Below are 20,496 nucleotides of genomic sequence, written 5' to 3'. Positions count from 1 at the left end.
CCGCGGGAGTCGCCCTCCGCCGCCGCGCAGCCCGTCGGTAGGGTGGGAGGATGTCCGACCAGACCCTTCACCCCCTCGACGCCCCCGACGCCGATCCCTTCGAGATCGCGGCCCGCGCGGCCGCTCAGATCGCCGAGGCGACAGGGGTCGAGAAGCACGACATCGCCCTCACCCTCGGCAGCGGCTGGGGCAAGGCCGCCGACGCGATCGGCGAGACGACCGCGACGGTGGAGGCCACCGAGATCCTCGGCTTCTCCAAGCCGGCCGTGCACGGGCACGGCGGCACCCTGCGCTCCGTCCTGCTCCCCACCGGCAGGCGCGCGCTGATCATCGGCGCCCGCACCCACTACTACGAGGGCTACGGCGTGCGCCGCGTCGCGCACAGCGTCCGCACCGCCGCCGCGACGGGCGCGACGGTGATGATCCTCACCAACGGCGCGGGCGGCATCAAGGAGCACTGGACGCCCGGGACCCCCGTGCTGATCAGCGACCACATCAACCTCACCGCCGACTCGCCGCTCGAGGGCGCGACCTTCGTCGACCTCACCGACCTCTACTCCTCGCGCCTGCGCGACCTCGCCCGGGGGACGCGTCCTGAGCTGGACGAGGGCGTGTACGTGCAGTTCCGCGGGCCGCACTACGAGAGCCCGGCCGAGGTGCAGATGGCGAGGATCATCGGCGGCCACATCGTCGGCATGTCGACCGCCCTCGAGGCCATCGCCGCGCGCGAGGCGGGCATGGAGGTGCTGGGCATGTCGCTCATCACGAACCTCGCCGCCGGCATCCAGAAGACCCCCCTCAGCCACGAGGAGGTGCTCGAGGCCGGCCGCGACGCCGAGGACGACCTCGCCCGCCTGCTCGCCGGGATCACGGGCGCCCTGTGAGCGCCGACGTCCGGGAGCTCGCCGAGGCCTGGCTCGCCCAGGACCCCGACCCGGAGACGCGGGAGGAGCTGGTCGGCCTGCTGACCGCCTCCGACTCGGGCGACGCCTCCGCCCGCGCCGAGCTCGAGGACCGCTTCGGCGCCCGCCTGGCGTTCGGCACCGCGGGCCTGCGCGGCGCCATCGCGGCGGGATCCAACCGGATGAACCGCGTGCTGGTCTCGCAGGCCGCCGTCGGCCTGGCCGACTTCCTGCTGGCGCAGGGCGTCCAGCGGCCCGTGGTCGTGATCGGCTACGACGGCCGGAAGAACTCGCGCGTCTTCGCGGAGGACTCCGCCGCGCTGATGGCGGGCGCCGGCGTGGACGCGGTGCTGCTGCCCCGGCTCCTGCCCACCCCCGTGCTGGCCTTCGCCGTGCGCCACCTCGGCGCCGACGCCGGAGTGATGGTCACGGCGAGCCACAACCCGCCGCAGGACAACGGCTACAAGGTGTACCTCGGCGGCGCCGACGAGGGCTCGCAGATCGTGCCGCCGGTCGACTCCGAGATCGCCGAGCGGATCCTCGCGGTCGCGCGGGACCGGCGCGTTCCGGAGCTGCCGCGCGGCGAGTACCGGCTCGCGGACGAGTCCGTGGTCGCCGCCTACATCGAGGCGACGGCCGCCGTCGGCCGCCAGTCCGCTCCGCTGCGCATCGTCTACACGGCGATGCACGGGGTCGGCTGGGAGACGGCGCACCGGGTGCTCTCCGCGGCGGGATTCGACGAGCCGGCCGTCGTGGTCGAGCAGATCGAGCCCGACGCGGCGTTCCCCACGGTCGCGTTCCCCAACCCGGAGGAGGCGGGCGCCCTCGACCTCGCTTTCTCGACCGCGCGCTCCGGTCGCGCGCAGCTGATCGTGGCGAACGACCCGGACGCCGACCGCTTCGCCGCCGCCGTGCCCGACGCCTCCGCGCCGGAGGGCTTCCGGCGCCTCACCGGCAACGAGGTGGGAGCGCTCCTCGGCTGGCGCGCCGCCGAGCAGGCCCGCCGCGAGGGCCGCACCGGAGGAGCGCTCGCCTGCTCGATCGTGTCCTCCCCCGCCCTCGGTGCCCTGGCGGCCGACTACGGCCTCGACTTCGCCGAGACGCTCACGGGCTTCAAGTGGATCTCGCGCGTCCCCGACCTCGTCTTCGGCTACGAGGAGGCGCTCGGCTACCTGGTGAACCCCGGGACGGTCCGCGACAAGGACGGCGTCTCGGCCGCGCTCGCCTTCCTCTCCCTCGCGAGCGCGCTCGCCGCCGAGGAGCGCACGATCGACGACGAGCTGGAGTCGTTCGCCGAGCGGTTCGGGCTCTTCGGATCGGAGCAGATCTCGCTCCGCGTCACCGACCTCTCCGAGATCGGCCGGATCATGGCCGGACTGCGCGCGACGCCTCCGACCGCGATCGGCGGGCTCGCCGTCGAGCGGAGCGAGGACCTGCTCGCCGAGGGCGGCGCGCTGCCCCCGACCGACGCGCTCCGCTTCTCCCTGAACGGTGCCCGTCTCATCGCGCGCCCGAGCGGCACGGAGCCGAAGGTCAAGCTCTACCTCGACGCCTGGTCGCACGACTCCGACGCCGACGCCCGCCGGTCGGCTGTCTCGTCCCGCCTCGCCGCCCTGCGCACCGGCGCCGCGGAGCTCCTCGCGTAGGTCCCCCTCCGGTCAGCGGGGCGCGCGGACACCGATCCGCTCGCCCCGCTTCCAGAGCCACTCCACCGGACCGAGCTCGAACCGGCGCAGCCACAGGTGCGCCGCGAGCACGACGACCGCCGCGATGAGCAGGAACGCTCCGACGGTCGCCGGGACGCGCCACTGCGCGGCGGTCACCGCCAGCCCGAGTCCCCAGCCGTAGAAGAGGGCGCCGCCGAGCAGGTTCTGCAGGAGGTAGGCGCTCAGGGCGACCCGGCCGACCTCCCGCGCCCGGCGTGCCGCCCAGCCCTCGGCGCCCCGGCGGAGGCAGGCCTCGGCGAGGGCCGCGAGCAGGCCGAGCCCGACCAGGGGCGCGACGAGGTAGCGCTCGGCGAGCAGACCGGCGGCGCTCCCCCCGACGCCCAGCGCGAGGTCGACGGGGAGGGCGAGGGCGCCGAGGACCATCATGCGACGGCGGAGTGACGCGCCCTCGGCGGCGAGGACCCCCGCCCGATGGAGGCGCGCGCCGAGGAGGAACATCGCGAGGCTGAGGAGCCCGATGAGCACCGGCTCCGCACGGAAGACGCCCGCGTTCTGCAGCCGGAAGAGGGCGAGGCCGAGGAACGACGCGTCCGCGTAGGGGCTCCGGCCGGTCGGCCCCTGTCCGGCACCGTCCGGACTCACCGCCACGAGCGCCACGAGCGCCGAGATCAGGACGACGTGCAGAGCGCCGCAGACGAGGATCACGCGGCGCTGCGTCGTCGGCCGGGTGAGCAGCAGCCAGGCGACGACCGCTCCGGTGACGGCGTATCCCATGAGGACGTCGAACTCCGCGATCAGCACGTAGTTGACCGCGCCGTCCAGGAGGAGGAGCGTCGCGCGCCAGAGGTAGCGGCCCGGCCAGCGCGTCCCGCGCCGGACCGCGGAGGCGTGCTGGATCGCGAGGCCCACCCCGAAGGCGAGGGAGAGGAGGGCGAGGAACTTGCCCTGCGCCAGCGCCATCAGCAGGAGCTGCGCAGTCCCGGCGGAGGAGGAGGTCTCCGGCGTCACCGGGACGGAGAGCAGTCCGAGCATCCCCCAGGGGTGGGAGAAGATCCAGATGTTCGTGCCGAGGGTCCCGATGATCGCGACACCGCGGACGACGTCCAGGGTCGCGATGCGGCGGCCGGCTCCGGCACGGGGTGGCAATACGGTCGTATTGGTCATGTCCGAGAGCGTAGCCTGCTCGAGCAGTCGAACGAGAGGGACGCCATGCCGGATCGGCGCGAGAGCAGGAGCGACATCCTCTCGGCGGTCGTCGCCGTCCTCTCGACCCGCGGGGCGGAGCACCTCAGCATCCGCACCGTCGCGGCCGAGGCCGGCGTCTCGGTGGGGGCCGTCCAGCACCACTTCCCGACGAAGCAGGCGCTGCTGGCCGGCGCGATGGCCCGGGTCGAGGAGCGCTTCCGCGAGCGGATGCGGAGCCGCCTGGAGGCCGAACCCTCGGCCGAGGTGCGGCTGCGCGTCTTCTGCGACGAGATCGCGTGCGTCGCGGACGAGGACGTGCCCGACGCGATCGTGTGGACCGCCTTCGCCTCCCGCGCCGGCACCGATCCGGAGATCCGCGCGATCCACACCGCCGGCTGGTCGCGCACGGAGGACGTCGTCCTGGAGCTGCTGCGCGCCGCGCATCCCGCGGCGTCGTTCGGCGCCGACGACGCCGCGCTGCTCCTCGCGGTCCTCGACGGCATCGCGGTCTCCCGCGCGGCCGAGCGGCCCGCCTCTCCCCCGCCCGCGCCCGCCGCCTGATCGGCACCGTCCTGGAGCAGCTCGCCGCCCGCTGACCCCCCGAGGTCCGGGCAGCCGTCCGCGCAGGAAGCCGACTCTCGGCACGCCGCTCCGCGGCCACTCGACCAGCAGGGGCGGACGACGGACGCCCTCCCACCGCACGGTAGACACATCGCGCCCTGGAAATGGGAGTCTTGATGCGCCGCTCTGCGGCTACTCGACCAGCAGGAGGAGGGAGCGCCCTCTCACCGCAAGGTGGAGGGCGCGTCCGAGAATCGCGTGGCAGCGATTCGAGGCAGCCCGACGGAATACGCTCTGCGGAACGCACCCCGTCGGGAGGCCGACCGCGCTGAGCCGCGCAGGGAGCGGCTCAGAGTCGAGCTCAGCCCAGCGCTTGCTCGATCTTCTCCGTGATCTCGTTCTGGTCGAGGTAGTTGTCGATGACGACGACCTCGGCGAAGGTGCGGCCGATGCGGTCGACGAGCTCGCCGGAGGTGAGGATGACCTGCGCGTCGGCGGCGAGCGCGTCGACGGAGGCCAGGTCGGAGGCGATCACCTCGGCCTCGAGGTCGAGGGTCTCGAGGGCGCGCTCGGCGCCGAGCTTGAGGATGGCGGAGGTGCCGATTCCGGCGCCGCAGAGGGTGACGATCTTCATGCGCTTCTTCCGTGGTGCGGGTGGTGCGGGGTGCTGTCGGTGAGGACGGCGTTGATGCTGCGGAGGGTGCGGGCGGCGGCGAGGGCGCCGACCGCGTCCGGACGGCTGAGCACGTCGGCGAGCCCGGAGACGAAGCCGACGTGCCCGTGCGCCTGGGTGGCGGCGATCCCGATGACGACCGAGACCGGATCGTTGGTGCTGTGCCCGAAGGCGACGGGCTCGGCCAGCGTGACGACGGAGAGGCCGTCCGCGAGGACGTCGTTGCCGGGCCGGGCGTGCGCGAGGGCGAGCCCGGGCGCGATGACGATGTACGGCCCGAGCACGTCGACCTGCTCGACCATGCGCCGGGAGTAGGCGGCGTCCACCGCGCCGGTCCGCTCGAGAGCACGGCCCGCCTCGAGGACGGCCTCCCGCCAGGATCCGGCGGAGTGGCGGAGGGCCACCGCCTCCTCGGGAAGCGCGTCGAGCGGCACCGTCAGGCCGCCTCGAAGCCGGCGCTGATCGTCTCGACGAGCTCGCGGCGCTCGTCGAGCGGCAGGAAGGCGGCGTGAGCCGCGTTCAGCTGGAAGGCCTCGAAGTCGTCGAGATCGTACCCGAACGCGTCCGACAGGAGGGCGAGCTCGCGGCTGAGGGTCGTCGCGCTCATCAGGCGGTTGTCGGTGTTCACCGTGACGCGGAAGCCCAGCTGGTAGAGCAGGTCGAAGGGGTGGTCGGCGAGCTCGGCACCCCACGCCGCGACGGCGCCGGTCTGCAGGTTGGAGGAGGGGCTGAGCTCGAGGGCGATCTCGCGGTCCTTCACCCACTCCGAGAGCTCGCCGAGGGTCACGTAGCTCGCGTCGTCGTCCTGGCGCTCGATGCGGATGTCCTCCGCGATCCGGACGCCGTGACCCAGGCGCAGCGCGCGGCCGTCGAGCAGGGCGGAGCGGATGCTGTCGAGGCCGTCCGCCTCCCCCGCGTGCACCGTGGTCGGGAAGTGCGCCGCCGCGAGCAGCTCGAAGGCGGGACGGTGCCTCGAGGCGGGGAAGCCCGCCTCGGCTCCGGCGATGTCGAAGCCGATCGCACCGCGCTCGCGGTGGCGCAGCGCCAGCTCGGCGACCTCGAGCGAGCGGTCGGCGTGCCGCATCGCGGTGATCAGCTGGCCGACGCGGATGCGATATCCCTGCGCCGCCGCCTCCTGCACGCCCTGCTGCAGCCCCTCCTGGACCGCCTCGACAGCCGCGTCGAGCGAGAGCCCGGCGCGCTGGTGCTGCTCCGGCGCCCAGCGCACCTCGCCGTGCACGACTCCGTCGGCGGCGAGGTCGAGCACGAACTCGCGGGCCACGCGCTCGAGCGCCGGCGCGGTCTGCATCACGGCGACCGTCGTCTCGAAGGTGGCGATGTAGTCGGTGAGGGAGCCGGAGTCGGCCGTGGCACGGAACCACTCGGCGAGCGCGTCCGGCTCCTCGGCCGGGAGCGGCACGCCCGTCTCGCGGGCGATCTCGAGGACCGTCCCGGGCCGCAGGCCTCCGTCGAGGTGGTCGTGCAGCGACACCTTGGGGAGCTCGTCGATGAGGACGCCCTCGCCCGGGAGGAGGTACTCCTCGGTCTGATCGGTCACGGTGCTCCTCGCAGGTCGGCGGTGGTTCGCCGACCACCCTAGAGGGTCGGCGGAAGCGGCTCGCCGGGCGGCGCCTCCTCCGTGCCGGGCGGCGCGGGGCTAGGAGACGCGCTCCGCCACGAGGGGGCCGCCGCCGAGCACCTCGTCGCCGTCGTCGCCGATCCGGTAGGCACCGTCGAGCGCCTCGAGCGCCCGGGCGAAGCGCTCCGGCTCGTCGGCCGACAGCGTGAGCAGGGGCTGGCCCGCGCGGACGCGGTCGCCCGGCTTCGCGTGCAGGTCGATCCCCGCCGCGTGCTGCACCGCGTCGGACTGGCGGGCGCGTCCGGCGCCCAGGCGCCAGGCGGCGATGCCGAACGGCAGCGCCTGCTGCTCCACCAGGACGCCGTCGCGCTCGGCGACCACGACGTGGGTCTCGCGGGCCTCGGGGAGCGCCGCATCCGGATCCCCTCCCTGAGCGCGGATGACCGCGCGCCAGGTGTCCATCGCCGCGCCGCCGTCGAGGGCGCGCTCGACGTCCGCGTCCGGCTGCCCGGCGAGGGCCAGCATCTCGCGGGCCAGGGCCAGCGTCAGCTCCCGGACGTCCGAGGGGCCGCCGCCGGCGAGCACCTCGACCGACTCCCGCACCTCGTTCGCGTTGCCGATGGCCAGACCGAGCGGCACGTTCATGTTGGTCAGCAGCGCGGTGGTCCGCACCCCCGCGTCGTTGCCGAGGTCGACCATCGCCCGCGCCAGCTCCCGCGAGCGCTCGATGTCGACCATGAACGCGCCGGAGCCGAACTTCACGTCGAGCACCAGGGCGTCGGTCCCCTCGGCGATCTTCTTCGACATGATCGAGGACGCGATCAGCGGGATCGCCTCGACGGTCCCGGTGATGTCCCGGAGCGCGTAGAGCTTCTTGTCGGCGGGGGCGAGGCCCGAGCCCGCGGCGCAGATCACGCCGCCGACCGTCCGCAGCTGCTCCAGCATCTCCTCGTTGCCGAGGTCGGCCCGCCAGCCCGGGATCGACTCCAGCTTGTCGAGCGTTCCGCCCGTGTGGCCGAGCCCGCGTCCCGAGAGCTGGGGCACCGCCACGCCGAAGGAGGCGACCAGCGGCATCAGCGGCAGCGTGATCTTGTCGCCGACCCCGCCCGTGGAGTGCTTGTCGACCGTGCGCTTGCCGAGTCCGTCGAACCGCATGCGCTCGCCGCTGGCGATCATCGCCAGGGTGAGGTCGCGGATCTCGTCGCGCTCCATCCCGTTCAGCAGGACCGCCATCGCGAAGGCCGCCATCTGCTCGTCGGCGACGTAGCCGCGCGTGTAGGCGTCGATCAGCCAGTCGATCTGCGCGGTCGAGAGCGTGCCGCGGTCGCGCTTGGTGCGGATGATGTCGACGGCGTCGAAGTCCTCGACGGGGGTGGCGCGGGTCATGCGGAGTCCTCGGTTCGGGAGTGGGAGCGGTGACGGCGGCGCTAGGAGGCGGCGTAGGCCTCGAGCGTGCGCGGGCCGAAGGCGTCGGGGATGACCTCGTCGATCGTCTTCACGCCCGACACGGTCTGGAGGAGCATGCCCTCGGCCGAGTGCTCGAAGAGCAGCTGGCGGCAGCGCCCGCAGGGCATCAGGACGCCGCCCTTCCCGTCGACGCAGGTGAAGGCGACGAGCCGGCCGCCGCCCGTCATGTGCAGCGAGGACACCAGCGCGCACTCGGCGCAGAGCGTGAGCCCGTAGGAGGCGTTCTCGACGTTGCAGCCCGAGATCGTCCGGCCGTCGTCCACGAGCGCGGCGACCCCGACGGGGAACTTCGAGTACGGGACGTAGGCGTGGCTCATGGCCTCCAGGGCGGCCTCGCGCAGCGCCTCCCAGTCGATGTCGGTCACGACGGCTCCTCTCAGGACTTCAGGTACGGCTTGCCGGCGGCGGCCGGTCCGCGGGACTGGCCGACGAGACCGGCCACCGCGAAGATCGTCACGACGTACGGCAGCATCAGCATGAACTCGCTGGGCACGGGCGAGCCGATGACGCCGAGCACGTTCTGCAGGTTGGTCGCGAAGCCGAACAGCAGCGACGCGAGCGTCGCCTTGATCGGGTCCCAGCGGCCGAAGATGACGGCGGCCAGGGCGATGAAGCCCGCACCCGCGGTCATCTCCTTGCCGAACGCGCCGACCGCGTCGAGCGTGTAGTACGCGCCGCCGACTCCGGCGATCGCCCCGGCGAGGGAGACGTTCCAGAAGCGCGTGCGGGCGACATCGATGCCCACGGTGTCCGCGGCCTGCGGGTGCTCGCCCACTGCGCGCAGGCGGAGGCCCCACTTGGTCTTGAACAGGCCCCACCACACCGCGAAGATCGCGAAGTACATCAGGTAGACGATCACCGTCTGGTTGAACAGGACGGCGCCCACGATCGGCACCTGGCTGAGCACCGGGATCGGGAGGCGGTCGAACTTCACCGGCGAGTTGAACGTCGACGCGTCGGCGGAGAGGACCTGGGAGTAGAGGAAGCTCGTCAGGCCGGTCACCAGCACGTTCAGCACGACTCCGACGATCACCTGATCGACCAGGTACTTGATCGCGAAGGCGGCCAGCACGAACGACACCAGGACGCTCGCGACCATCGCCGCGAGCAGGCCGAGCACCGGCTGGCGGGTGAGGGAGCCGACCATCGCCGCGGTGAAGGCGCCGGCGAGCAGCTGCCCCTCGATCGCGACGTTGACGACTCCGACCCGCTCCGAGATGACGCCGCCGAGCGAGCCGAAGATCAGCGGAGTGGCGAGTCCGACGGTCCCGAGCAGAAGTCCCGAGACGGGCAGGGCGGCACCGGCCGATACCCAGACGAGGAACCCGATCAGGAAGACCAGGGCGAAGACCGCCGAGAGCCAGAGCGGGATCCGGCGGCCGGCGCGGGTGAGTGCGGCCGACGCGACGGCCAGGGCGACCAGGAGGATCGCGACGACCACGCCCGTCCCCCGCGTCGGGAACGGGATGTCCGGCAGCGCGAAGAAGTCGGTCCCCGCGGCGAGGCGGAACGAGCTCGTCCCGTCGCGGCCGAGGGCCACGAAGAGGACGACGGCGAGCAGCGCGAAGACGCCGAACGCGATCGGCGCCTTCCAGCTGCGGATCACGACGCGGTCGGGGGCGGTGGCGACGGCGGTGCTCATGCGGACACCTCCGAGGTGCGGCGGGTGCGGCGCTTCGGGGCGGCCCCGGGCGTCGGGAGGCGGAAGATCGCGCGCACCAGCGGCGGTGCGGCGATGAAGAGGACGATCAGCGACTGGACGACGAGGACCACGTCGATCGGCACGCCCTCGGCGGCCTGCATCGAGTAGCCGCCCGCCTTGAAGGCGCCGAAGAGGATGCCGGCGAAGAACACGCCCCAGGGGCGGGAGCGGCCCAGCAGCGCGACCGTGATCGCGTCGAAGCCGATGCCCGCGTCGATCCCGGAGGTGAAGCCGGTCGTGACCGTCCCCATCACCTGGGCGCTGCCGGCGAGGCCGAGCAGGCCGCCGGAGAGGAGCATCGCGTACACGTAGCTGTTCTTCACGTCGATGCCCGCGACCCGGGCCGCGTGAGGGTTCTCCCCCACCGCGCGGAACTTGAAGCCGATCGTCGAGCGGTTCAGAAGCCACCAGACGAACACGGTCGCGAGGACCGCGAAGACGAAGCCGAGCGTGAGCGAGTATCCGGGGCCGAGGAGCGCCGGGAAGACCGCGGTCTCCTTCATCCCGGGCGACTTCGGGTTGTTCGAGCCGGGCGCCTGCAGCGCGCCGGGCGTCCGCAGGAGGTACGAGATCAGGTAGAACGCGACGTAGTTGAGCATGATCGTGAGGATCACCTCGTGCGCGCCGGTGCGGGCCTTGAGCAGTCCCACGAGTCCGCCCCAGAGCGCGCCGCCCAGGATGCCGGCGGCGAGCGCGGCGATCAGGTGCACGCCCCACGGGAGGTCGAAGGAGAAGCCGACCCAGCCCGCGCAGGCGGCGGCGATCAGCATCTGACCGCGGCCGCCGATGTTGAACAGGCCGACGCGGAAGGCCAGCGCCACTCCGAGGCCGCCGGCGATCAGCGGGGTCGCGAAGGCCAGGGTGTCCGTCAGTGGCTTGATGCCGTTGGCGAAGCCTTCGCGACGGAAGTTGTAGACCGAGCCCTGGAAGAGCGAGGAGTAGGCACCGGAGACGGACTGCCAGATCGCCTGCAGGGTGTCGAGCGGCCGGGCGAAGAAGTAGCCCGACGCCGCCTGGACGTCCTTGTCGGTCGCGGCGATCAGCACGCCGCCCGCGATGAGGGAGAGCAGCACGGCGAGCACCGACATCAGCGCGGTGCCGGAGAGGATCTCGCGCAGGACACGCGAGGCACCGCTCTCGAGCGGGCCGGGGCGCACCTCCTGATCCGGCTTCTGGCCGGGCTCGAGCCCGGACGCCTTCTCGGTCTCCGCGTCGGGATCGACCGCGGGCAGTTGCGCGTCGCTCACGCCGCCGCTCCCTTCTCGGCGGGCGCCTGCCCGGCCATCATGAGCCCCAGGACCTCGCGGGGCGTGTCGGCGGGGACGATGCCGATGATCCCGCCCTTGTACATGACCGCGATGCGGTCGGCGAGCGCCGCGACCTCGTCGAGCTCCGTCGACACCACGATCACGGGGACCCCGGTGTCGCGCGTCTCGACGATGCGCTTGTGGACGAACTCGATGGAGCCGACGTCGATGCCGCGGGTGGGCTGCGCCGCGATGAACAGCCGCAGCTCCCGGCTGAGCTCGCGCGCGAGCACCACCTTCTGCTGGTTGCCTCCGGAGAGGCGGCCGACGTGGGTGCCGATCCCCTGGGCGCGCACGTCGAACTCGCGCACCCGCTCCTCGGCGAAGCGCTCGAGCTCCTTCAGCCGCAGGCCCAGTCCCTTCACGAACGGACCGCGGTCGCTGCGGTCGAGCATGAGGTTCTCGGCGATCGTGAACTCGGCGACCAGACCGTCCTCGGTGCGGTCCTCGGGGACGAAGCCGACCCCCGACTCGAGGACGCGGCGCACGGACAGCCCGTCGAGGCGGCGCCCGTCCAGGGTCACCGAGCCCTCGACCCGCTCCTGCAGGCCCATGATCGCCTCGGTGAGCTCGGTCTGGCCGTTGCCCTGCACGCCTGCGATCGCGAGGATCTCGCCGCGGCGGACCTCGAAGGAGACGTCGTCGACGACGGCCTGGCCGTTGGCGTCGCGCACGGTGAGGTTCGAGACGACGAGGGCCTCGTCGCCCGGCACCGCCTGCTCCTTCTGCACCGTCAGCTCGACGGCGCGGCCCACCATCAGCGAGGCGAGCTCGGCGTTGCTCGCCGTCGGCGACGCCTCCCCCACGACTCTGCCGAGGCGGATGACCGTGATGCGGTCCCCGACCTCGCGCACCTCGCGGAGCTTGTGCGTGATGAAGACGATGGCGGTCCCGGCCGCACGCAGCTGGCGCATGATCGCGATCAGCTCGTCGGTCTCCTGCGGGGTCAGCACCGCGGTCGGCTCGTCGAACACGAGCACCCGGGCGTCGCGGGAGAGCGCCTTGATGATCTCGACCCGCTGCTGCACGCCGACGGGGAGGTCCTCGACCAGGGCGTCGGGATCCACGTCGAAGCCGAAGCGGTCCGAGATCTCGCGCACCCGGGCGCGCGCGGCAGCGAGGTCCAGGCGCCCGCCGGCCTTCGTCTCCTCGTGGCCCAGCATGACGTTCTCGGCGACGGTGAACACGGGGACGAGCATGAAGTGCTGGTGGACCATCCCGATGCCCGCCTTCATGGCGTCACCCGGACCGGAGAAGTGCTGGACCGCGTCGTCCAGCAGGATCTCCCCCTCCTCGGCCTGGTACAGGCCGTAGAGCACGTTCATGAGCGTCGACTTGCCCGCGCCGTTCTCGCCGAGGAGGCAGTGGATCTCACCGGGTTCGACGGTGAGATCGATGTGGTCGTTGGCCACGAGCGCGCCGAAGCGCTTCGTGATGCCACGCAGTTCGAGCTTCATGGGACCAATCTAACTTTCGGTTCGCGCCACGATGCGCCGTCGGCCGGGATCGATGGACGCAGCGGAGCCGATCGGCCCGCCGGACCGACGAAGAGGCCGGCGGGCCCGAGGTGTGCTCGGGCCCGCCGGCCTCTTCGAGGAGACGGCTAGGACGCCGCGGGAGCGGACGGGGAGGTGACGGTGATGGAGCCGTCGATGATGCCCGCCTTGATGGTGTCGAGCTCGCCCTGCAGGTCGCCCGAGACCTTCGACTCGAAGTCGTGGAACGGCGCGATGCCGACTCCGTCGTTCTCGAGGGTGCCCACGAAGGGAGTGGGGTCGAAGTCGTCGGCTCCGGCGGAGCTGGTGACGTCGGTCGTGCCGGCCTCGATGCCCTTGAGGATCGAGGTCAGGTACAGGTCGGCGCCGTCGGGGTAGGTCTCGTACAGGTCCGCGTCCACGCCGACCATCGCGATGTCCTTGCCGGAGTCGCGGATCGCCTCGATCGCCGACTGGAAGATCGGACCGCCGACGGGGAGGATGACGTCCGCGTTCTGGTCGATCAGCGACTGCGCGGCCGACTTGGCCTCGACGCCCGCCGCGAAGCCGCCGGTGAAGGAGCCGGTCTGCGCGTCGACGTCCCAGCCGACGACCTTGACGTCCTTCCCCTTCTGCTCGTTGTAGTACTTCACGCCGTCGGCGTAGCCGTCCATGAAGATCGTGACGGTCGGGAACTGCTGGCCGCCGTAGGTGCCGACGACGCCGGTCTTGGAGTACGACGCGGCCGTGTAGCCGGCGAGGAACGCCGCCTGCGAGGTGTCGAAGGTGATCGGCTTGACGTTCGGCAGGTCGATCGACGCGTCGTCGATGATCGCGAAGTCGATGTCCGTGTTCGCCTCGGCCGCGGCCGACGTGGCCTCGGCCAGCGCGAAGCCGACGGTGATGATCAGGTTGCAGCCCTGGTCGACGAGGCTGGTCAGGTTCGGGGCGTAGTCCGTCTCGGACTCCGAGGTGACGGTCTTCGGCGTGACGCCGAGGTCCTCCGAGGCCTTCACGAGGCCGTTGTAGCCGAGCTCGTTGAACGACTTGTCGTCGAACCCGCCCGCGTCGGAGACCATGCAGGGCAGGAAGTCGCCACCGGCGGCGGCGCTGGAGCCGCTCTCCTCGGGGGCGGAGGCGCAACCGGCGAGAAGCGCGGTGACGCCGAGGGCGGCGAGACCGCCGAACGCGGCCTTACGCGAGGTGATAGTCAAGATGTCGTCCTCCAGGAATGCGGCCCCGCGCGACGAGCGCAGCAGGGCGTCGATCCCCACACGTTACCCAATGTGACAAGCCGCTCAGCCGCCCGGACGGTGGTGGTCAGGAAGAGTTACACAGTGTTGATCTTCGCGACATGCGGAGCGTGTCGCGGGGCGGTCGGCTGTGCTCGATTCCGAGCCGCGGAGCGGCTCGGCGCGGTCGGCTGGGCTCGATTCCGAGCCGCGGAGCGGCTCGGCGCGGTCGGCTTCGCGACGGGTGCGTTCCGCAGAGCGGGTCGCGTCGGGCTGGCCTGAATCGCTTGGCACGCGATTCCGGCTCGCGGCCCTCTCCCCTGCTGCCGGACGTCGAAGGCGTTCGGAGGAGCTCCGCGCTGCGCGCGGTCGGGCTCGACGCGATGCTCCTCCATGGTGGTCGAGTTGCCGCGGAAGCGGCGTATCGAGACCCAGCCACCAGCACCCAGGGCGACGGCCGAGGCCCTCATCGAGGGTGGTCGAGTCGCCGCGCGAACGGCGTATCGGGACCGCCGCACGCGCATGAGGCGAGGGGCGGAACGGCGAAGCGCGGCGCCTCCGAGGGGAGGGCCGCGCTTCGACGGGTGGGACGGAGGGCTAGAGGACGTCCGTGCGGCCGGAGAGGCGCAGGGCGTCGACGACGCCCTTGACCTTCTGGGCGTTCTCGGTCGTGGTCACCAGGAGTGCGTCGGGGGTGTCCACGACGACGATGTCCTTCACTCCGATGAGGGCGATGGTGCGGTTGCCGCCGCTGACGACGATGCCCGTCGCGGAGTCGGCCAGAACACGCGCGTCCTCGCCGAGGATGGCGAGGTCCGAGCGGAGTCCGCTCGAGTGCAGCTTCGCGATCGAGGCGAAGTCGCCCACGTCGTCCCAGGAGAAGTGGCCGGGCACGACGGCCAGCTTGCCCGCGGCCGCGGCCGGCTCGGCGACGGAGTAGTCGATCGCGATCTTCTCCAGGCCCGGCCAGATGCGGTCGACGACCGCGCCGCGCTCCGGGGTGTCCCACGCGGCGGCGAGCTCGAGCAGTCCGGCGAGCAGCTTCGGCTTGGCGCGGCCGAGCTCCTCGAGGAGGCGGTCGGCGCGGGCGATGAACATGCCCGCGTTCCAGAGGTACTGACCACTGGAGAGATAGGCGCGCGCGGTGTCGGCGTCGGGCTTCTCGACGAAGGAGTCGACGGCGAGCGTGTGCGTCGCCCCGTCGATCCCGAGGTGCTTCCCCGTGCGGATGTAGCCGAAGCCCACGGCAGGCTCGGTCGGCGTGATGCCGATGGTCGCGATGTAGCCCGCGTCCGCCGCGACGACGGCCTCGGCGACCGCGTCGTGGAACAGCTGCTGACCGCTGATGACGTGGTCGGCGGCGAACGAGCCGATGATCACGCCCGGCTGGCGGCGCTCGAGGATGGCCGCGGCCAGGCCGATCGCGGCGGACGAGTCGCGCGGCTCGCTCTCGAGGACGACGTTGAGGTCCTCGAGGCTCTCGAGCTGCTCCTCGACGGCGGCGCGGTGCGCCCGGCCGGTCACGACCATGATCCGGTCGGCGCCCGAGATAGGCGCGAGGCGGTCCCAGGTGTCGCGGAGGAGGGTCTGTCCCGATCCCGTCAGATCGTGCAGGAACTTCGGGGCGTCGGCCCGGGAGAGCGGCCACAGCCTCGAGCCGATCCCGCCGGCGGGGATCACGCTGTAGAAGCGGTCGAGCGGGGCGCGGCCATCGGTCTCAGGTGATGTCATGTCCGCAGGATACAAGGGAGCCCGAGCGCGACCGTCCGTTCACCCGGGCGCGCGCCGCCGTTCATCCCGCCGCCGTAGCGTCCGGGGCGTGAGAGTCGCGGTCGTCACCGAGAGCTTCCTGCCGTCGTTGAACGGCGTGACCACGAGCGTCCTGCGGGTGCTCGACGAGTTCGCGGAGCGCGGGATCGAGGCGCTCGTCGTCTGCCCGGCCGCGGGGGCGCCGGGCCACTACGCGGGCCACCGCGTCGTGGAGCACCCGGCGATCGCCTACCGCGACTTCCCGGTCGGGATCCCCACGCTCGCCCTCACCCGGGAGCTGGCCGACTTCGAGCCCGACGTGGTGCACGTCGCCTCGCCCTTCCTCCTCGGCGCCCGCGCCATCGCCTCGGCCGGCCGGCTCGGGGTGCCGAGTGTCGCGATCTACCAGACGGACGTCGCGCGATTCGCGGCCCGCTACGGCATCCGCGGCGCCCGCGCCCTCGCCTGGCGGGTGATCCGCCAGATCCACGCCGGGGCGGACCTGACCCTCGCCCCCTCCACGAGCGCCCTCGACGACCTCGCCGCCGCCGGCATCGAGCGCACCGCGCTGTGGGGCCGCGGCGTGCAGAGCGAGCGCTTCCACCCGCGCCGCCGCTCCTCCCCCTACGCGCAGGCCGTCCGTGCCGGACTCGGCACCGACGACGCGCTCGTCGGCTACATCGGGCGCCTCTCCCCCGAGAAGAGGGTGGAGCGGATGGCGGCGCTCGCCTCCCTCCCGCACGCGGAGCTGGTCGTGGGCGGCTACGGCCCCTCCTCCGCCCGGGTCGCCGCCGCCCTCGGCCCGGCGGCGCGGATGCTCGGCCGGCTCGACGGCGACCGGCTGCCGGCGGTCTTCGCCGCGCTCGACGTCTTCGTGCACACCGGCACGGAGGAGACGTTCGGCCAGACGGTCCAGGAGGCGCAGGCGTCCGGCACCGCCGTGGTCGCGCCGCACGCGGGCGGCCCCACCGACCTCATCGAGCACGGCGTGGACGGCCTGCTCTACGCGCCCGAGAGCGACTCGGACCTGCGCCGGCAGGTGGAGCGCCTGGTCCGAGATCCCGCACTGCGCGCCCGGCTCGGCGAGGCGGGCCGCCGCCGCGTGCTCCACCGCACCTGGAGCGCGCTCACCGACGAGCTCCTCGCGCACTACGCGACCGCGGGGGCGCCCGCCCTCGCCCTGCCCCGCAGCTAAGGCTCGCCTAAGCCGCGCCCGCCTGCGAGCGCGCTTAGAATCGGAGGGCGAGTTTCTCGTCGCTCCCCGCCCCGTCCCCGTCCACGCGACGTGGGAACAGGTCAGGCCGTCGGAGCACAACCAGGGAGGGTTGTTCGTGTCAGTTCAAGCTGCTCAAACCCTCGCACCCCGGAAGCAGGGGAAGATCCGGCGTCCGGCCGGCACCCTCTACCGCGGTCGCGAAGGCATGTGGTCGTGGGTGCTCCACCGGATCACCGGTGTCGCCATCTTCTTCTTCCTCCTCGTCCACGTCCTCGACTCCGCTCTCATCGCCGTGAGCCCCGAGGCGTACAACGCGGTCATCGGGACGTACAAGAACCCGATCATGGGACTCGGCGAGACCGGGCTCGTGGGCGCCATCGCGTTCCACGCGCTGAACGGCCTGCGGATCATCCTGGTCGACTTCTGGAGCTGGGCGACCCGCAACCAGCGCGTCCTCTTCTGGGTCGTCATGGGCCTCTGGGTCGTGCTGATGCTCGGCTTCGCGCCGCGCCACCTGATCAACGTCTTCAGCGAGGGGGGTGCGCATTGAGCACCGTCGCCGCACCGCGGACCCCGCACACCCCGACCCGCTCCTCCGGCACCAACTGGGAGAAGTGGGGCTGGATCTACATGCGCGCCTCCGGCGTCGTGCTGATCGTCCTGATCTTCGGGCACCTCATCTACAACCTGCTGCTGGGCGACGGCATCAAGGCCATCGACTTCGGCTTCGTCGGCGGCAAGCTGGCGAACCCGTTCTGGCAGTGGTGGGACGTCCTCATGCTGTGGCTCGCGCTGATCCACGGCGGCAACGGCATGCGCACGCTGGTCAACGACTACGCGACCTCGCCCCTGCTGGCCAAGGCCTTCAAGGGCGGCATCCTCGTCGCCGTCGTCGCGCTGATCGCGCTCGGCACCTGGGTCGTCTTCGCGTTCGACCCGTGCCCCGCCGGCACCGCCGCGGACCTGCTGCCCTCCTTCTGCGCAGCGTGACCACGGTGCCGCGGATCGGAGAGGGGCCCGCGCCCCTCCCGGTCCGCGGCACCGCGTCCCGGCACCTCCCCCTCCCATCCCCGTACGACGGAGCACCCACCCCGTGAGCACACCAGGCCACTCCCACACCGGCGCCGACCAGAGCGCCTTCGCGCAGACCGTCGGACCCGACGGCGTCCACTACCACCAGTTCGACGTCGTCATCGTCGGCGCCGGCGGTGCCGGGATGCGCGCGGCCATCGAGGCCGGCCCCAAGGCGAAGACGGCCGTGATCTCGAAGCTGTACCCGACCCGCTCCCACACCGGAGCGGCGCAGGGCGGCATGGCCGCCGCCCTCGCGAACGTCGAGGAGGACAGCTGGGAGTGGCACACCTTCGACACCGTCAAGGGCGGCGACTACCTCGTCGACCAGGACGCGGCCGAGATCCTCGCGAAGGAGGCCATCGACGCGGTCATCGACCTCGAGAACATGGGCCTGCCCTTCAACCGCACCGAGGAGGGCAAGATCGACCAGCGCCGCTTCGGCGGCCACACCCGCGACCACGGCAAGGCGCCCGTCCGCCGGGCCTGCTATGCGGCCGACCGTACCGGCCACATGATCCTGCAGACGCTGTTCCAGAACTGCGTCCGGCTCGGCATCAACTTCTACAACGAGTTCTACGTCCTCGACCTGGTGATGACCGAGGTCGACGGAGTGGCCAAGCCCTCCGGCGTCGTCGCCTACGAGCTGGCCACGGGCGAGCTGCACGTCTTCCAGGCGAAGGCGATCATCTTCGCGACCGGCGGCTTCGGCAAGATCTACAAGACCACCTCCAACGCGCACACCCTCACCGGCGACGGCGTCGGCATCATCTGGCGCAAGGGCCTCCCCCTGGAGGACATGGAGTTCTTCCAGTTCCACCCGACCGGCCTCGCCGGCCTCGGCATCCTCCTCACCGAGGGAGCGCGAGGAGAGGGTGCGATCCTCCGCAACGCCTCGGGCGAGCGCTTCATGGAGCGCTACGCCCCCACCATCAAGGACCTCGCGCCGCGCGACATCGTCGCCCGCTGCATGGTCCAGGAGGTGGCGGAGGGCCGCGGCGCCGGACCGCACAAGGACTACGTGCTGCTGGACTGCACCCACCTGGGCGCCGAGGTCCTCGAGACCAAGCTCCCCGACATCACCGAGTTCGCCCGCACCTACCTGGGCGTCGACCCCGTCGTCGAGCCGGTCCCCGTCATGCCGACCGCGCATTACGCGATGGGCGGCATCCCGACCAACGTCAAGGCCGAGGTGCTCTCGGACAACACGACCGTCGTCCCCGGCCTCTACGCCGCCGGCGAGTGCGCGTGCGTCTCGGTGCACGGCTCCAACCGCCTCGGCACCAACTCCCTCCTCGACATCAACGTCTTCGGCAAGCGCAGCGGCAACAACGCCGCCGACTACGCCAAGACGGTCGACTTCACCCCCCTGCCCGCCGACCCGGCCGGCGCGATCCGCGACATGCTCGCCTCGCTCCGCTCCGCGACCGGCACCGAGCGGATCGCCTCGATCCGCAAGGAGCTGCAGGACGAGATGGACAAGAACGCCCAGGTGTTCCGCACCGACGAGTCCCTCGAGGCCGTCACCGGGACCATCCAGCGCCTGCGCGACCGGTTCCGCAACATCTCGGTGCAGGACAAGGGCAAGCGCTTCAACACCGACCTCCTCGAGGCCGTCGAGCTGGGCTTCCTGCTCGACCTCGCCGAGGTCGTCGTCTACTCGGCGCGCAACCGCAAGGAGAGCCGCGGCGGCCACATGCGCGACGACTTCCCGAAGCGCGACGACGAGAACTACATGCAGCACACGATGGCGTACCTCTCCGGTGACGCCCACTCCTCCGACGCCGGTGACCACATCCGGCTCGACTGGAAGCCCGTCGTGATCACCCGGTACCAGCCGATGGAGAGGAAGTACTAGCCATGTCGACCGCTACCCTCGAGCAGCCGCCCGCCGCCCCCGCGGCCCCGGAGGCGTTCACCGTCACGTTCATCATCCGCCGCTTCGACCCCGAGGTGGACGCCGAGCCGCGCTGGCAGGACTTCGACGTCGAGATGTACTCGACCGACCGCGTCCTCGACGCCCTGCACCGCATCAAGTGGGACCAGGACGGATCGCTGACCTTCCGCCGCTCGTGCGCGCACGGCATCTGCGGATCCGACGCGATGCGGATCAACGGCCGCAACCGCCTGGCCTGCAAGACGCTGATCAAGGATCTCGACATCTCGCAGCCGATCTACATCGAGGCGATCAAGGGACTGCCCCTCGAGAAGGACCTCGTCGTCGACATGGAGCCGTTCTTCGCCTCCTACCGCGAGGTGCAGCCGTTCCTGGTCGCCAACACCCCGGCGCCCAAGGGCAAGGAGCGCGTGCAGTCGGTCGCCGACCGCGCCCGCTTCGACGACACCACGAAGTGCATCCTCTGCGCCGCGTGCACGTCGTCCTGCCCCGTGTTCTGGACCGACGGGCAGTACTTCGGCCCCGCGGCGATCGTGAACGCCCACCGCTTCATCTTCGACTCGCGCGACGACGCCGGTGGAGCGCGCCTGGACATCCTCAACGACAAGGAGGGCGTGTGGCGCTGCCGCACGACCTTCAACTGCACGGAGGCGTGCCCGCGCGGCATCCAGATCACGCAGGCGATCGCCGAGGTGAAGCAGGCCGTCATCCGCGGCCGCGCCTGATCCTCCCCCTCGCGAACGCGTCCGGCCCGCCGGGATCCTCGGATCCGGCGGGCCGGACGCGTTCCAGCGTGCAGGCGGGCGCGTGCAC

The 20,496-nt window shown here is 72.0% G+C and carries 19 protein-coding genes; 8 read left to right on the top strand and 11 right to left on the bottom strand.

The features are described from left to right. The first annotated feature begins 50 nt into the window (after nt 1–50). Together C5C74_RS00515 and C5C74_RS00510 are read left to right on the top strand one after the other, a co-directional pair. A complete protein-coding gene (locus C5C74_RS00515; protein WP_104232831.1) occupies nt 51–884 on the top strand; it encodes a purine-nucleoside phosphorylase in 834 nt (277 codons plus the stop codon). Continuing rightward, the gene (locus C5C74_RS00510; protein WP_104327113.1) at nt 881–2,548 is read left to right on the top strand and encodes a phospho-sugar mutase; all 1,668 of its coding nucleotides are present in this window, start codon (nt 881–883) and stop codon (nt 2,546–2,548) included. The genes C5C74_RS00515 and C5C74_RS00510 overlap by 4 nt, the downstream gene beginning before the upstream one ends. Nucleotides 2,549–2,560: 12 nt before the next feature. Here C5C74_RS00510 and C5C74_RS00505 read toward each other — a convergent pair whose 3' ends face one another. Continuing rightward, nucleotides 2,561–3,733 (bottom strand): DUF418 domain-containing protein, encoded by a 1,173-nt coding sequence (locus C5C74_RS00505; RefSeq protein ID WP_104246686.1) that lies wholly within the window; start codon nt 3,731–3,733, stop codon nt 2,561–2,563. A 45-nt stretch (nt 3,734–3,778) separates the two neighbouring features. Here C5C74_RS00505 and C5C74_RS00500 point away from each other — a divergent pair, with 45 nt between their 5' ends. Continuing rightward, nucleotides 3,779–4,315, top strand: a complete 537-nt coding sequence (locus C5C74_RS00500; protein ID WP_104350779.1) for a TetR/AcrR family transcriptional regulator — start codon at nt 3,779–3,781, stop codon at nt 4,313–4,315. Between the two features lie 361 nt (nt 4,316–4,676). Here C5C74_RS00500 and C5C74_RS00495 read toward each other — a convergent pair whose 3' ends face one another. The 10 genes from C5C74_RS00495 to C5C74_RS00450 form a co-directional block, all read right to left on the bottom strand. Next, nucleotides 4,677–4,949, bottom strand: a complete 273-nt coding sequence (locus tag C5C74_RS00495) for a PTS sugar transporter subunit IIB (protein WP_104350778.1) — start codon at nt 4,947–4,949, stop codon at nt 4,677–4,679. After that, the gene (locus C5C74_RS00490) at nt 4,946–5,422 is read right to left on the bottom strand and encodes a PTS sugar transporter subunit IIA (protein WP_104223177.1); all 477 of its coding nucleotides are present in this window, start codon (nt 5,420–5,422) and stop codon (nt 4,946–4,948) included. The genes C5C74_RS00495 and C5C74_RS00490 overlap by 4 nt, the downstream gene beginning before the upstream one ends. Before the next feature lie 2 nt (nt 5,423–5,424). After that, complete coding sequence (locus tag C5C74_RS00485; protein WP_104339876.1) at nt 5,425–6,546, bottom strand: adenosine deaminase; 1,122 nt, start codon at nt 6,544–6,546, stop codon at nt 5,425–5,427. Between the two features lie 99 nt (nt 6,547–6,645). Then, a complete protein-coding gene (locus C5C74_RS00480) occupies nt 6,646–7,953 on the bottom strand; it encodes a thymidine phosphorylase (protein WP_104350777.1) in 1,308 nt (435 codons plus the stop codon). Between the two features lie 41 nt (nt 7,954–7,994). Then, on the bottom strand, nt 7,995–8,399 hold the full coding sequence (locus C5C74_RS00475) for a cytidine deaminase (RefSeq protein WP_104223180.1): 405 nt from the start codon (nt 8,397–8,399) through the stop codon (nt 7,995–7,997). Nucleotides 8,400–8,410: 11 nt separating this feature from the next. Then, on the bottom strand, nt 8,411–9,676 hold the full coding sequence (locus C5C74_RS00470) for an ABC transporter permease (RefSeq protein WP_104350776.1): 1,266 nt from the start codon (nt 9,674–9,676) through the stop codon (nt 8,411–8,413). Then, entirely contained in the window at nt 9,673–10,983 is a 1,311-nt protein-coding gene (locus tag C5C74_RS00465; protein ID WP_219813431.1) for an ABC transporter permease, read from the bottom strand. The genes C5C74_RS00470 and C5C74_RS00465 overlap by 4 nt, the downstream gene beginning before the upstream one ends. After that, complete coding sequence (locus tag C5C74_RS00460) at nt 10,980–12,500, bottom strand: ABC transporter ATP-binding protein (RefSeq protein WP_104226419.1); 1,521 nt, start codon at nt 12,498–12,500, stop codon at nt 10,980–10,982. The genes C5C74_RS00465 and C5C74_RS00460 overlap by 4 nt, the downstream gene beginning before the upstream one ends. A 146-nt stretch (nt 12,501–12,646) precedes the next feature. Beyond that, a complete protein-coding gene (locus C5C74_RS00455) occupies nt 12,647–13,732 on the bottom strand; it encodes a BMP family protein (protein WP_104232890.1) in 1,086 nt (361 codons plus the stop codon). Nucleotides 13,733–14,347: 615 nt separating this feature from the next. After that, nucleotides 14,348–15,481 (bottom strand): mannose-1-phosphate guanylyltransferase, encoded by a 1,134-nt coding sequence (locus C5C74_RS00450; protein ID WP_104223184.1) that lies wholly within the window; start codon nt 15,479–15,481, stop codon nt 14,348–14,350. Nucleotides 15,482–15,569: 88 nt separating this feature from the next. On the opposite strand from C5C74_RS00450, the gene C5C74_RS00445 reads away from it, so the two are divergent. The 5 genes from C5C74_RS00445 to C5C74_RS00425 all read left to right on the top strand — a co-directional run bounded on the left by C5C74_RS00445 (nt 15,570) and on the right by C5C74_RS00425 (nt 20,408). Continuing rightward, nucleotides 15,570–16,694, top strand: a complete 1,125-nt coding sequence (locus C5C74_RS00445; protein WP_181134629.1) for a glycosyltransferase family 1 protein — start codon at nt 15,570–15,572, stop codon at nt 16,692–16,694. Between the two features lie 136 nt (nt 16,695–16,830). Further along, nucleotides 16,831–17,265 (top strand): succinate dehydrogenase, cytochrome b556 subunit, encoded by a 435-nt coding sequence (gene sdhC, locus C5C74_RS00440; protein ID WP_374952907.1) that lies wholly within the window; start codon nt 16,831–16,833, stop codon nt 17,263–17,265. Then, nucleotides 17,262–17,705: a succinate dehydrogenase hydrophobic membrane anchor subunit gene (locus C5C74_RS00435; protein ID WP_104223187.1), complete on the top strand. Its 444-nt coding sequence runs from the start codon at nt 17,262–17,264 to the stop codon at nt 17,703–17,705. The genes sdhC and C5C74_RS00435 overlap by 4 nt, the downstream gene beginning before the upstream one ends. Nucleotides 17,706–17,907: 202 nt before the next feature. Next, nucleotides 17,908–19,644, top strand: a complete 1,737-nt coding sequence (gene sdhA / locus C5C74_RS00430) for a succinate dehydrogenase flavoprotein subunit (RefSeq protein WP_104232891.1) — start codon at nt 17,908–17,910, stop codon at nt 19,642–19,644. 2 nt (nt 19,645–19,646) lie between these two features. Further along, a complete protein-coding gene (locus C5C74_RS00425) occupies nt 19,647–20,408 on the top strand; it encodes a succinate dehydrogenase iron-sulfur subunit (RefSeq protein WP_068254543.1) in 762 nt (253 codons plus the stop codon). The last annotated feature ends 88 nt before the right edge of the window (nt 20,409–20,496 follow it).

Origin of the sequence: Rathayibacter sp. AY1E8, assembly GCF_002931415.1 — a bacterium.
GTDB lineage: Bacteria > Actinomycetota > Actinomycetes > Actinomycetales > Microbacteriaceae > Rathayibacter.
This window is presented reverse-complemented; position numbering and strand designations above follow the sequence as displayed.

Excerpts from the sequence above, each read along its gene's own strand:
- C5C74_RS00450 (WP_104223184.1), bottom strand. The coding sequence starts at position 15,481 with ATGACATCACCTGAGACCGATGGCCGCGCCCCGCTCGACCGCTTCTAC.
- C5C74_RS00480 (WP_104350777.1), bottom strand. The coding sequence starts at position 7,953 with ATGACCCGCGCCACCCCCGTCGAGGACTTCGACGCCGTCGACATCATC.
- C5C74_RS00460 (WP_104226419.1), bottom strand. The coding sequence starts at position 12,500 with ATGAAGCTCGAACTGCGTGGCATCACGAAGCGCTTCGGCGCGCTCGTG.
- C5C74_RS00495 (WP_104350778.1), bottom strand. The coding sequence starts at position 4,949 with ATGAAGATCGTCACCCTCTGCGGCGCCGGAATCGGCACCTCCGCCATC.
- C5C74_RS00515 (WP_104232831.1), top strand. The coding sequence starts at position 51 with ATGTCCGACCAGACCCTTCACCCCCTCGACGCCCCCGACGCCGATCCC.
- C5C74_RS00505 (WP_104246686.1), bottom strand. The coding sequence starts at position 3,733 with ATGACCAATACGACCGTATTGCCACCCCGTGCCGGAGCCGGCCGCCGC.
- C5C74_RS00500 (WP_104350779.1), top strand. The coding sequence starts at position 3,779 with ATGCCGGATCGGCGCGAGAGCAGGAGCGACATCCTCTCGGCGGTCGTC.
- C5C74_RS00425 (WP_068254543.1), top strand. The coding sequence starts at position 19,647 with ATGTCGACCGCTACCCTCGAGCAGCCGCCCGCCGCCCCCGCGGCCCCG.
- C5C74_RS00470 (WP_104350776.1), bottom strand. The coding sequence starts at position 9,676 with ATGAGCACCGCCGTCGCCACCGCCCCCGACCGCGTCGTGATCCGCAGC.